Annotated in this window: 16 protein-coding genes; 13 read left to right on the top strand and 3 right to left on the bottom strand. The window is 39.5% G+C overall.

The annotated features are described in order from the left end of the window. Window positions 1-53 precede the first annotated feature (53 nt). From LC455_RS14735 to kapD, 4 genes are all read left to right on the top strand, one after another. On the top strand, window positions 54-1562 hold the full coding sequence (locus tag LC455_RS14735) for a leucyl aminopeptidase (protein WP_223591884.1): 1509 nt from the start codon (window positions 54-56) through the stop codon (window positions 1560-1562). 118 nt (window positions 1563-1680) lie between these two features. Continuing rightward, complete coding sequence (locus LC455_RS14730) at window positions 1681-1968, top strand: hypothetical protein (RefSeq protein ID WP_223591883.1); 288 nt, start codon at window positions 1681-1683, stop codon at window positions 1966-1968. 127 nt (window positions 1969-2095) lie between these two features. After that, complete coding sequence (locus tag LC455_RS14725) at window positions 2096-2482, top strand: hotdog fold thioesterase (protein ID WP_223591882.1); 387 nt, start codon at window positions 2096-2098, stop codon at window positions 2480-2482. 163 nt (window positions 2483-2645) lie between these two features. Beyond that, window positions 2646-3269: a 3'-5' exonuclease KapD gene (gene kapD / locus LC455_RS14720; RefSeq protein WP_223591881.1), complete on the top strand. Its 624-nt coding sequence runs from the start codon at window positions 2646-2648 to the stop codon at window positions 3267-3269. Between the two features lie 38 nt (window positions 3270-3307). Here kapD and LC455_RS14715 read toward each other — a convergent pair whose 3' ends face one another. Further along, the gene (locus LC455_RS14715; protein WP_223591880.1) at window positions 3308-3691 is read right to left on the bottom strand and encodes a kinase-associated lipoprotein B; all 384 of its coding nucleotides are present in this window, start codon (window positions 3689-3691) and stop codon (window positions 3308-3310) included. 119 nt (window positions 3692-3810) lie between these two features. Between LC455_RS14715 and LC455_RS14710 the strand changes: the two genes are divergently transcribed. The 7 genes from LC455_RS14710 (at window position 3811) to LC455_RS14680 (ending at window position 9369) form a co-directional block, all read left to right on the top strand. Then, entirely contained in the window at window positions 3811-4551 is a 741-nt protein-coding gene (locus LC455_RS14710) for a peptidylprolyl isomerase (protein ID WP_223591879.1), read from the top strand. A gap of 77 nt (window positions 4552-4628) precedes the next feature. Beyond that, window positions 4629-4838 carry a hypothetical protein gene (locus LC455_RS14705; RefSeq protein ID WP_223591878.1) on the top strand — a complete coding sequence of 70 codons (210 nt, stop codon included), beginning with the start codon at window positions 4629-4631 and terminating at the stop codon, window positions 4836-4838. A 94-nt stretch (window positions 4839-4932) separates the two neighbouring features. After that, window positions 4933-5487, top strand: coding sequence for a superoxide dismutase family protein (locus LC455_RS14700; RefSeq protein ID WP_223591877.1), 555 nt, complete (start codon window positions 4933-4935; stop codon window positions 5485-5487). A 127-nt stretch (window positions 5488-5614) separates the two neighbouring features. Beyond that, entirely contained in the window at window positions 5615-6025 is a 411-nt protein-coding gene (locus LC455_RS14695) for a hypothetical protein (RefSeq protein ID WP_223591876.1), read from the top strand. 110 nt (window positions 6026-6135) lie between these two features. Then, the gene (locus LC455_RS14690) at window positions 6136-7326 is read left to right on the top strand and encodes an alanyl-tRNA editing protein (RefSeq protein WP_223591875.1); all 1191 of its coding nucleotides are present in this window, start codon (window positions 6136-6138) and stop codon (window positions 7324-7326) included. Window positions 7327-7487: 161 nt separating this feature from the next. Beyond that, the gene (gene gndA, locus LC455_RS14685) at window positions 7488-8900 is read left to right on the top strand and encodes an NADP-dependent phosphogluconate dehydrogenase (protein ID WP_223591874.1); all 1413 of its coding nucleotides are present in this window, start codon (window positions 7488-7490) and stop codon (window positions 8898-8900) included. A 91-nt stretch (window positions 8901-8991) separates the two neighbouring features. Beyond that, a complete protein-coding gene (locus LC455_RS14680; RefSeq protein ID WP_223591873.1) occupies window positions 8992-9369 on the top strand; it encodes a PH domain-containing protein in 378 nt (125 codons plus the stop codon). A 278-nt stretch (window positions 9370-9647) separates the two neighbouring features. Here LC455_RS14680 and LC455_RS14675 read toward each other — a convergent pair whose 3' ends face one another. After that, a complete protein-coding gene (locus tag LC455_RS14675) occupies window positions 9648-10811 on the bottom strand; it encodes a MalY/PatB family protein (RefSeq protein WP_223591872.1) in 1164 nt (387 codons plus the stop codon). A gap of 85 nt (window positions 10812-10896) precedes the next feature. Between LC455_RS14675 and LC455_RS14670 the strand changes: the two genes are divergently transcribed. Next, entirely contained in the window at window positions 10897-11160 is a 264-nt protein-coding gene (locus LC455_RS14670; protein ID WP_223591871.1) for a DUF1871 family protein, read from the top strand. 119 nt (window positions 11161-11279) lie between these two features. On the opposite strand, the gene LC455_RS14665 is transcribed toward LC455_RS14670, so the two are convergent. Further along, window positions 11280-11513, bottom strand: coding sequence for a helix-turn-helix domain-containing protein (locus LC455_RS14665; RefSeq protein ID WP_223591870.1), 234 nt, complete (start codon window positions 11511-11513; stop codon window positions 11280-11282). Window positions 11514-11734: 221 nt separating this feature from the next. On the opposite strand from LC455_RS14665, the gene yugI reads away from it, so the two are divergent. Further along, complete coding sequence (gene yugI / locus LC455_RS14660; protein WP_223591869.1) at window positions 11735-12136, top strand: S1 domain-containing post-transcriptional regulator GSP13; 402 nt, start codon at window positions 11735-11737, stop codon at window positions 12134-12136. Window positions 12137-12273: the final 137 nt, after the last annotated feature.

Genomic DNA, 12273 nt, shown 5'->3' with positions numbered 1-12273 from the left:
TTTTATTTGGGGTTCGGTATAATAAATGGTGAATAACACGGAGGTGAATTTGAATGTTTCAAGTTACATCAAAATTGGAGTTAACTGCTGAACATGAAGGTCTGGTCATTGGACTTTTTGAAAAACCAGAAAAATTCTCAGGTACTTTAGCGAAATTGGATGAAAAATTCGATGGACAGCTAACAGAGTTGGTTAAATCAGGTGATATTTCAGCAAAATTAAAAAGTATTAGCAAAATACATACCTTTAGTAAAATCGGTTCAAAACGAATTTGGTTTGTCGGTCTTGGAAAGGAAAAGGAATTGACCTTCGAGAAACTAAGAGAAGCATTTGGTAAGTTATTTAAAGATCTGAAGGCAAGTAAATTAGAAGAGGCCGCTGTTTATCTGGATTCTTTCCTCACGGATGACCTGGATGGATTAGAAGCTGCCCATGCTTTAAGCGAAGCTTTTTCACTGGCGACGTATCAATTCAAGGATTACAAGCAGAAATCGAATGAACCTGAGAAAAAACTGAAGAGCCTGAATGTTTACTGTGAGGGCTTTGATAGAGAAGAGATTCAAGCGTCGTTATCGGTCGGCTTTGCTTTCGGAAATGGAACAAACTCGGCTAGGACGCTTGTCAATATTCCTGGAAATTTGCTTACAGCAACCGATATGGCAAATTATGCAGAAAAGCTTGCTGATAAGTATGATTTTGAGATAGAAATTTTAGATAAAGCAGAAATTGAAAAGCTTGGGATGGGAGCATTCCTTGCTGTAAACCAAGGGTCAACAGAGCCGCCTAAGATGATTGTGTTAAAGTATCAAGGGAAAGATGAATGGAAAGACGTAATCGGCATAGTCGGAAAAGGAATTACCTTTGATACGGGCGGTTATTCGATTAAAACAAAAGCCGGCATTGTAGGGATGAAAACAGACATGGGTGGAGCGGCGGCTGTGCTCGGAGCAATGGAAATCATTGGTGAAACCCGCCCAGAACAAAATGTTGTGGCTGTCATCCCTTCGACTGATAATATGATTAGTGCTCATGCCTTTAAGCCGGACGATGTGATTACCTCAATGTGTGGGAAAACGATTGAGGTATTGAATACGGATGCAGAAGGCCGTTTGGTGTTAGCAGACGCCGTAACGTATGCGAAGCATCATGGAGCCGAATATTTAGTCGATGTTGCAACATTAACCGGCGGGGTCATTACGGCACTTGGATTACATACAACCGGCGCGATGACCAATCATGAATCATTATATGAACAAGTGTTAGAAGCATCGGTAGAAGCCGGTGAGCAAATGTGGTTACTGCCTTTGTTTGATAGCGAGAAGGAACGAGTCAGAAATAGCAAAATAGCTGATTTAAATAATTCCCCAGGCAGTGAGGGACATGCGCTTGTTGCCGGTGCCTTTATCGGCGAATTTGCTGAAGGTACTCCTTGGGTGCATCTAGATATTGCCGGAACGGCTACTACTGCTAAAGGTAATGATCTTGGTCCTGCAGGTGCAACCGGAGTCATGACGCGTACTCTTGCCTTATTTGTAGAACGGTTTGAACCAATTGAAAAATAAACCTTTAAACCCACGGAAACTTCCGTGGGTTTTCTAAATAATTGCCCACTCATTAGCCTTCCTTCTCGCATATGAAATAGTGTAGGCAAGTATAGCGAAAAAGGAGGTATGGTAATTAATGTACCCATATCGAAGTCCCTACCCGGTACAAGATCAACGATTTTTCGGCTTTGGATTACCCTTGGCAATAGGTGGGCTTAGTTTTTTAGGTGGTTTAATTGGAGGCGGACTTGGTGCATCGTTTGCTGCACGTCCATTTTACGGCGGTTTTGGTTACCCTGGCTTAGGCTACCCAGGATCAGGATTTGGTTTTGCGCCAGGACTTGGTTTTGGAGCTCCAGGGCTTGGCCTTGGCTATCCTGGTATAGGCGGCCCTGGATTCGGTGCTTCACCATTTTATTATTAATTAAGGAAAAAACAGCTCTAGGGCTGTTTTTCCTTTAATTTAAAGAAGGAAATTCATGAAAAAAAGAGAATAGGATTAATTATGACAGCTTTCTTTGCATTACATAGAAATGAAAAAGAGGAGGATTATGATGATTAAAGATACATTAATTGAAGCCTTAGGAATCGATGTCACACATATTGAAGAAGGAAAAATCATCGCAACCATGCCAGTTGATGAGCGGACGCGACAGCCTTTTGGCATCCTGCATGGCGGTGCATCTGTGGCCTTGGCTGAAACGGTTGCGAGTTTGGGCGCTTATGAGTTAGTAAATAAAGAAGAGGAAGCAGTAGCCGGTCTTGAAATTAATGCGAATCATGTTCGCTCTATTCGGGAAGGAGTAGTCACAGCGGTGGGCACAGTCCTGCACAAAGGCAAAACGACACAAGTCTGGGATATTAAAATTACCGACGATCAGGAACGCCTTATTTGCGTTTCAAGATGTACCATGGCGGTCATAAAAATCAGAAAATGAGAATGGGATTTTTACCCACTCTCTTTTTTATTGAAATATTTAAAAAATTTAAGGAAAATCATGTTATAATTGAAAATAAAATAGAACAATAGCACAGTTTTTTGTACATGTTTCTTTATATAATGGTAGTATAACTGATTCATAAGAAATGGGGGTGAAGAATATGAGAGCAAAGCGGCAATACCTATTTATTGATTTTGAATTTACAATGCCTGAACGTAATGGACGCATGAAGGATTTTTTCGCTGAAATTATCGAGGTTGGAATTGTATCCGTTATTGACGATCAGATTGCCGAACAGTTTTCTTCCTTTGTTACTCCTCTAAAGTTCCCAAAACTATCAGAACGCTGTAAATCCTTTTTACATATTTCACAGCAGCAGGTTGACACGGGGCTATCTTTTTATGATTTTATCCGAAAGCTGGAGGAATTCAATAAAAGTAATCTGGAAACCACAATTGTTACTTGGGGAAATATGGATATGAAGGTACTTCGTCATAACTGTTTGGAGGCTGGTGCTGCTTTTCCATTTCATGCTTCAGAATTAGATCTGTCAATGGAATATAAACGATTCTTTGGAGATCAAAATCAAACAGGACTATGGAAGGCTGTTCAAGAATATGGCAAGGAAGGGACAGGCAGGCATCACCGGGCACTTGATGATGCCTTGACTACCTATAATATATTCAAGCTAGTTGAAAAGGATAAACGATATCTAGAAAAACCAAAGCCAACCACCATCGGTGACCGGGTTGATTTTTCAAAGTTATTAAATGAATTCGCATAAAAGGCCAAATCACTCAACCTGATTTGGCCTTTAATGTTTTAGGATTTGAAATAATCCTTTTCTAGAGAGTCTATCATTTTTAAGCTCATTTCAGCCCATTGTGAAGATGTTTCTAACAGTTCATTTTTCATTTTATCTACCGCTATTTTTAATGACTCTTTGTAGTCGGGTATTTCTTCTTCAAAGGGTTTGACCATCTGCTTTGGAATATTGGCCTGCTCTCTAAAGGCCAGTGCCCGCCTCTCATGGAAAATGAGTACATCCGCTTCTTTTGGGTTATGAAGATCGCCTTGCATTGGATGCTTGAGAACACCCAAAACTCTTACTAAATAATGCTGCGGGCGGATATCCGTTATTTCTCCAATATACTTTCCTGTTTTATAGAAACCTGTTACTGCAGTACCAACCTGCAATTCTGACATGAAAAAACCCCCTGACTCCCAATCTTTATCTTGATTCTTCCCCTTCATTATGACTAAATTTAAATCAGAGTGCAAAAAAATTTATTTTCGGTTAAAGTGAAAAAATGGAGGTATGATAAATGAAGAAGCGAAAATTCTTGATTGCTTTATTTGCTATTTTTTTAGTATTGTCGGCTTGTGGGACAAGCACAACAAAGAAGGAAGAAGCAAAAACAAAAAGTTCTGCGCCAAAAACGGAACAGAAGGAAGGGGATCAACAAGTGTCAAAGGATGTCTATCCTCAGCTTTCAACAGAGGTGTCTGAGAAAGAGAAGCTCGTTGAAATGGAAACATCAATGGGTACGATAAAAATTAAATTATTTCCAGAGTATGCGCCAAAAGCCGTTGAAAATTTTGTCAAGCATATTGAGGAAGGATATTACGACGGTTTAATATTCCACAGGGTTATCAAAGACTTCATGATTCAAGGCGGCGATCCTAATGGGAACGGAACGGGCGGCGAAAGTATTTGGGGAAAGCCATTTGAAGATGAATTCTCCAATAATCTTTTCAACATCCGCGGAGCCTTGTCAATGGCCAATTCAGGCTCTAACACAAACGGCAGCCAGTTTTTTATTGTTCAAAAAACTTCTCTTGACCCGCAAATGAAATCGGAAATGGACAAGGCTGGATACCCGAAAGAAATGATTGATGCCTATGATGATCACGGCGGAACTCCATGGCTTGATCACCGCCATACGGTTTTTGGACAAGTTGTTGAAGGAATGGAAGTCGTTGATAAAATTGCCGACACACCTGTGGGGGCACAGGATAAACCAGAAAAAGATGTTATTATTAAAAAGATAAAAGTATTAAAATAAGCTTTGTTGGTCGGAAACGTTTTTTCTTGCTATAATGATTTATTAGGAGCAAGTCCTTGATAGAAAGGAAGAAAAAAATGTTTCAGTCATTAGTAATGTCCTTGTTTTTATACTTTCCTGAAGATAAATCGGAATATATTCCCGCAGCAATTACGTTTTTTATTTTTTTCATAGGTGCTTTGGTAACGATGAGGTTAATCATTGTTCACTCCAAGCGGGAAGCCCAAAAAGCAAAAGAATTAGAGGATCGGATTCGAAATCACGAGCCTAGTCAGAGGAACAGTTAACTGCAGCTGTTCCTTTTTTGCCCCAAAACACTGAATAGTCCAATGTTCGTTTGTCGATACTAACGGCAAATTGTCTATTGTAGGGGGATTACATATGAAGAAATTCTGGTTGATTGTTCCACTTCTCATTCTAACTGGATGTACGGAAAAAAATATCACAAAAATTGATGTGGAAATGTTTAATGCGGCAGGAGATTCTTTGGGAACAGTCAAATTGCAGGAGCAAGCCAGTGGTGTGAAAATGTCCGTAGATTTGAAGGGGCTTTCACCTGGGATACATGCTATTCATTTTCATGAGAAAGGGACCTGCGAGGCACCTGATTTCAAATCTGCCGGAAACCATTTTAATCCAGAGAAAAAAGAACATGGACTGCTTCATCCAAAAGGCGCACATGCCGGCGACCTGCCCAATTTAATTGTTGAGGATGATGGGTCCGTAAAGGCAGATCTTATGGCATCCAATGTGACCTTAAAGGATGGAAAGAAATCTCTGTTTACAAAAGAGGGGACGTCGCTTATTGTTCATGAAGGAAAAGATGACGGGATGACTCAACCTGCCGGAAATTCAGGTAATCGGATTGCCTGCGGAGAGGTTTCAAAGGATAAAAATAAAGAAGGTCAAAAGAAAGCACAGGACGATAAAGAATAGTAGGTAAAAGCTATCTCATGGAGCGAGATGGCTTTTTATATGAAATTTTTCTTTTTTGGGTATAAATCTAAGCTTTTCCAATATGTGGACATACACTAACAGGGAGATTGTAAGGAGGCGAGTATTGATGGAGAAAAGACAATTTGGCGGTTTTCAAGGACAGCCTGGTTTTCAGCAAATGGGTTATCCTCAGATGGGCGGATTCCAGCAAGGGTATCCACAAATGATGGGGGGATTTCCGTATCACGGCTATCCACATATGGGTGGATTTCAGCCTGGCTATCCACATATGATGGGCGGTTTTCAGCAGCCTGGAGGGTTCCCGCAAATGATGGGCGGACAGCAAACAGGTTTTCCACAGGGAATGGGCGGACAGCAAACAGGTTTTCCACAGGGAATGGGCGGACAGCAAACAGGTTTTCCACAGGGAATGGGCGGACAGCAAACAGGTTTTCCTCAAGGAATGGGTGGTTTTCAACAAGGCCAACAGCCACAGACTCAACCATCCACATTTGGCCATCGTAAAGACAAAAGGTAACATTCATTAATATTGGAAACCTGTCCTTTAAATTAGCGGGACAGGTTTTTCTTGATTTCTTTTCCTTTTTTCATGACAATGAGGTTATTAAAAATTTAGGAGCTATTAAAATGGAAAATAAACTATATTACCAAGATGCCTACATTCAATCCTTTACTGCACAAGTGCTTAAAAAAGATAAAGACGAGGAAGGGAATTGGTACGTTCTTTTAAATCAAACGGCATTCTACCCAACTGGCGGTGGCCAGCCACACGACATTGGGACGCTTGGAGAGTCCAATGTATTAAATGTTGAAGAAATACATGGGGAGATACGTCATTACATAGATATGCCATTGCCTGATACCCAGAAAGAGGTAATGGGGGCCATCGATTGGGAACAGCGCTTTGATCATATGCAGCAGCATGCTGGCCAGCATATTTTATCGGCAGCATTTGAGCAATTATTTGATTACAAGACCGTTGGCTTTCATTTAGGAAATGAAATGGTCACCATTGATTTGCAGACAGAAAATTTAACGGAGCAGGAAGCGAAGAAAGCGGAAGAGCTTGCAAACCAAATAATATTGGAGAATAGGTCTATTGAAGTAAAGTGGGTAACAGAGAAAGAGCTTTCTCAATATCCATTAAGAAAAGAAACGAAGGTTAAAGAAAATATCCGGCTCGTGATTATTCCAGATTTCGACTATAACGGCTGCGGCGGAACCCATCCAAAAGCAACAGGAGAGGTTAGTGCAATAAAAGTTTTAGATTGGGAAAGACAAAGGAAAAACACACGGATTCAATTTGTCTGCGGAAATCGAGTTTTAAAACAGCTTGGGCAAAAACAGAGAATTCTGCTTCAGTTAACCAGCCTACTTAATGCACCTGAAAAAGATATGGAGGCAGCTGTTTGTCGGATGCTAGAGAATGCAAAATCGCAAGAAAAGCTTTTGGAACAAACCAAGGAGCAGCTACTGCAATTCGAGGCAAAGGATTTGAATGATAAATATTATACTGATAATATCGTAAATGAAATTTTTCAAAATCGCAGTATTCAAGAACTTCAGAAGTTAGCTCGTTTTATCACGGCAAACAATGAAAATGCTTTGGTTATCTTTGTATCGAACAATGAAGATAAGCTCCAAGTGGTCTGTGCAAAAGGAAAAGCTAGAAATGAAAATATGAAAACGATTATTGGAAAAGCACTACCGTTCATAAATGGTAAGGGCGGGGGAAATGATTCATTTGCGCAAGGAGGAGGCGAAAAGCTTATAACACCGGAGGAATTGCTGAAGTTATTATTCGAATTATCGAAATAGCAGTCTTTTTTTCGTTTATTGATACACTTTTACTAATAAAAAAGTGTATTTTTTTTAACACTATAAATATAAATTTTGTATTAAATGATGTGCGAAAAAATATTTCATATATGTTATAATTTAAATGAATTTTTTTTCATAACCTTGAAGGGATGATAAGATTGGAAAAACAAAAAGTTGGGGTTGTCGGTGTAGGTGTAATGGGAAGAAGTTTAGCCCTGAATTTTGAAAGCAAAGGTTTCCCTGTTTCCGTATACGATCTCTCCGCTGAGAAAGTAAATGAAATTTTAGAACATCATAAAGGGAAAAATATAATTGGTACTGCCAATATTGGAGAATTTGTTCAATCCTTAGAGCTTCCCCGAAAAATTTTATTAATGGTAAATGCTGGTGAAATTACCGATAAAGCGATCGAATCGCTGGTTCCGTATTTAGACAAAGGGGACATTCTTATTGATGGAGGCAACAGCTATTACAAAGATACCATTCGACGAAATGCCGCTCTTGCTGAGAAAGGGCTTCTTTTCATAGGTGCCGGTGTTTCTGGCGGGGAAGAGGGAGCATTGACAGGTCCGTCGATCATGCCAAGCGGACAAAAGGAAGCTTATGATGAGGTTGGTCCACTCTTAACGGCTATTTCAGCTAAGGTGGATGGAGACCCTTGTTGTACATATATTGGTCCAAATGGTGCTGGGCACTATGTAAAAATGGTTCATAATGGTATTGAATATGGTGACATGCAGTTAATATGTGAATCTTACCATTTAATGAAAACGCTCCTTGGCTTATCTGTCAACGAGCTTCATGAGGTCTTTAGCGAGTGGAATCAAGGTGAACTTGACAGCTATTTGATTGAAATTACCGCAGACATTTTTACAAAAATGGATCCGGAAACGGGCAAGCCATTAGTGGATGTTATTCTCGATACTGCGGGACAAAAAGGAACTGGAAAATGGACGAGTCAGAGTGCCCTTGATTTGGGTATTCCGCTATCCATTATTACTGAATCTGTGTTCTCGCGTTTCCTTTCAGCTATGAAGGAAGAGCGTGTAAAAGCTAGCAAATGGCTAAAAGGACCTAGTGAAAATAAATTTGTTGGCAATAAAAAGGACGTTATTGAATTAATTCGGAAAACCTTGTATTTTAGTAAAATTATTTCTTATGCACAAGGATTTTCTCAATATAAAGTGGCTTCCCATGAGTATAATTGGGATTTGAGACCGGGTGAAATTGCGAAGATCTTCAGAGGCGGCTGCATCATTCGAGCAGCATTCCTGCAGAATATTATGGATGCATATGATCGAAATCCGGAATTAGACAACTTGCTAATGGATTCCTACTTTCAAGCAATTACAGGGGATTATCAGGATGCAGCGAGAGAGGTTGTTTCCATCGCCTTAAAAGCAGGGATACCTGTTCCAGGACTCTCTAGTGCACTATCGTATTATGACAGTTATCGCTCAGCGATCCTGCCTGCCAACCTGCTTCAAGCTCAGCGCGATTATTTTGGAGCTCATACGTATCAGCGGGTGGACCGTGAAGGAACTTTCCATACCGAGTGGCTTGAGAAATAATTGGCGAACCAGACGTGGACATTCACGTCTGGCTTTTTAATATATGGAGACTTATGTATACTTAATTGAGAGAATAGAGAGGGTGATTTAGATGGGTTTTTTAGATGGTTTAATAGGCAATGCCTCAGAAGTGAATGCACAGGAAGTACAAAAGGAATTTGAACGTGTTTTGGCTCCTAGTGAAAGAATTGAAAAAGCGTATAGACTCATTCGGGACATGTTTATTTTTACGAATAAGCGGTTAATTTTAGTTGACAAGCAAGGTTTAACTGGAAAAAAGGTCGAGTATCATTCCATTCCATATAAAAACATTACCCATTTCAGCATTGAAACAGCAGGCAGCTTTGATTTAGATGCTGAATTAAAGATTTGGATCTCCGGAAATGCCCTTCCGCTGCAAAAGCAATTTAATAAGAACTTAAACATCTATGAACTCCAAAGTGTTTTAGCTGAATATGTGTTGAAATAATCTTTTTATCCCTTCTTATCGACCGTTAGAATCCATATATGAGTTCAACGGTCGATAAGAAGCGGTCATAACGACTTTGAGCTTTAATTTTTGGGTGCAACGGTCGATAAGAAGCGACCATAACGACCAAGGGAGCCAATTTTCAGGTTCGACGGTCGATAAGAAAGGTTCATAACGACCGAGGAAGCCATTTTTTAGGTTCGACGGTCGATAAGAAACGTTCATAACAACCGAGGAAGCCAATTTATCAGTTAGATGGTCGATAAGAAGCGTTCATATTAACTAAGTGCTCTATTTAGACGTTCTAGTCCTTCTATCAAATCATCCTTTGGACAAGCAATATTGATGCGGACGAATCCTTCACCGCCAGGGCCGTATTTAGGGCCGGGTTCTAATGCCAGCTTTCCTTTTTGAATCAGCAAGTTTCGTAACTCTTTATCGCTTGATCCAAGTTTTCGGCAATCAAGCCATAACAGGTAAGTTCCTTCGGCATCGATACAAGTGATTTCTGGCAAATGATCCGCTAGGAATTGCATTGTATAATCCTTGTTCACCTGCAAATAATCAATCAATTCTTCGAGCCATTCCTCACCGTAACGATAGGCGGCCTCCATTCCAATTATCCCAAAGGTATTCAAGGAGAAAACACCTTGGCGTTTTTGCTGCTCCTGAAACTGGATCCGTAATTCCTTATTTTTAATGATCACAGCAGACGCTTGTAAGCCAGCAAGATTAAACGTTTTGCTAGGAGCAATTAAAGTGATGGTTCTATCCAAAAGCTCATCATTTAGAGAAGCAATCGGTTTATGCGTAAACTTCTTATAGATAATATCAGAATGAATCTCATCAGAAAGAATAAGGCAATTATATTGTAAACATAACTCACCAATTTTTAATAGCTCATCTTTTGTCCAAACCCTGCCAGCAGGATTGTGCGGATTACAAAGTAAAAATAATTTACAGCCTTCTTGCAAAGCTTTTTCAAAACCCGCAAAATCAATCTGATAACGATCTCCATCCAATCGTAGTGGAGAGTTTACGACGATGCGTTTATTTTTTTCAATCATATCAAAGAAGGGAGTATATACAGGTGATTGAAGCAGCACCCGATCACCTTCCTTAGTAAACGAATGAATGGCTGTACTGATGGCCTGCACCACACCGCTGCAATATAACAGCCATGAAGAGTTAATTTTCCATTGATGCCGCTTTAACAGCCAGGTGTTAATAGCTTCTGAGGTGGAGGACGGAACAAAAGTATAGCCAAAGACCCCGTGTTCGACGCGATTCTTTATCGCATCAATGACAGCCTGTGGCGGCTTAAAATCCATATCCGCTACCCACATCGGCCATAAATCAGACTCTCCAAAGATATCTTTTGTTAATTCCCATTTAACTGATGCCGTTTTAAACCGGTCTATCCGCTCATTAAATACTGACATATGTCCACCGCCTGTAATATTTTCTAACCTTCTGTTTCTTATGATAAAATAAATCGATCAAATGTTAAAACAATAGGAGAAAAAAATGAGAAAAGAGATTCAGACAAATTTAAAGTTTGTTGACCTATTAAATGAATGGGATCCCTTCCAATTGAAAAATGGCAGCTACGAGACGGAAATCGCTGATGTGATAGCGGCTGTTCATGAACTAGACCATCCATTAACACTTGCTAAGCGAATTCAAACCATCTATGAATTTTCCTTTGAAAAACTCATCCCATTGGAAAGCTGTTTAAAAGTAGCAGGTGAACTACTAGAAATTAAGGCGAACGATTCTTGCTCGTTGTAAAAAAAAGAGGACATCCCGATATCGGGGTGTCCTCTCAAAAAGGGGGGAATACTAGAAAGCTTATGGTATAAGGATTACCCGATTTCCCCTTTATTATACAACCATGATAGAAAAATTTATTAATTTTCCACTGACGAGGAGTTTGTATGAAGTTTGTGGTATTCTAATAACTCTGATGCTGCGATATCTAGTACAGTAGATAATTTTAAAATGGTCTGGCTACTAGGAATTTGTTCCCCGGATTCATATTTTTCAATCGTACTGGTTCCAACTCTGATTTTTTGTGCTAATTCTTCCTGTGTCATGTTACGCATTTCACGAGCGGTTTTGATTGTTTGGCCGATTTTATTCATACTGTTCACCTCAACTTATAATAATTAATTACTCTCTACTAGTGTAACATTGGATAAATCTTTTTTCTAATTCCACATGTTAAGATTTTCTGACAATTTTATAATTTGGAAGGGGCTCTGTTTCTATTATTTTGCTTTCTTTGATAAAAACAATCCTTTGTGGTATAATCTTATAATGCGTATATAAGGGACTAAATAATTATTTACTTAGGAGTGTTTTCATGTCAGGAAAATTTGAAACAGGAAGTATCGTAACAGGTAAAGTAACAGGAATTCAACCATATGGAGCGTTCGTAGCATTAGATGAAAATACACAAGGTCTTGTGCATATTTCAGAAATCACGCACGGTTATGTGAAGGATATTAATGACCATCTAAAAGTTGGGGATGAAATTAAAGTAAAAGTGTTATCGATTGATGAAGAGGCAGGAAAAATCGGTCTTTCTATCAGAGCAACTGAAGAAGCGCCAGTCGAGCAACTAGCAAAAGTGAAGAAGCCTCGTAAGCGCCAAGCGGCTGCGATCATTCCGGAAGCAGAAGGACAACAAGGTTTTAACACCCTTAAGGATAAGCTTCAAGAATGGATTGACCAATCACAGCGCGAAGATTTAATTAAAAAATAAATCATTCATAAAGCCAAGGCATACTGTTGAAAGGCAGTTGGCCTTGGCTTTTTTTATAAACAGAGCTTTTTTATAAAAAACTTTCATTCTTTTTTCCAGCTCGGCTACAATAAAGTTATGTGTACATATCTTGTTTA

The sequence above is a fragment of the Neobacillus bataviensis genome (assembly GCF_019969725.1).
Note: the sequence above shows the minus strand (reverse complement) of the source record. Positions and strands in the feature narration are given on the sequence as shown.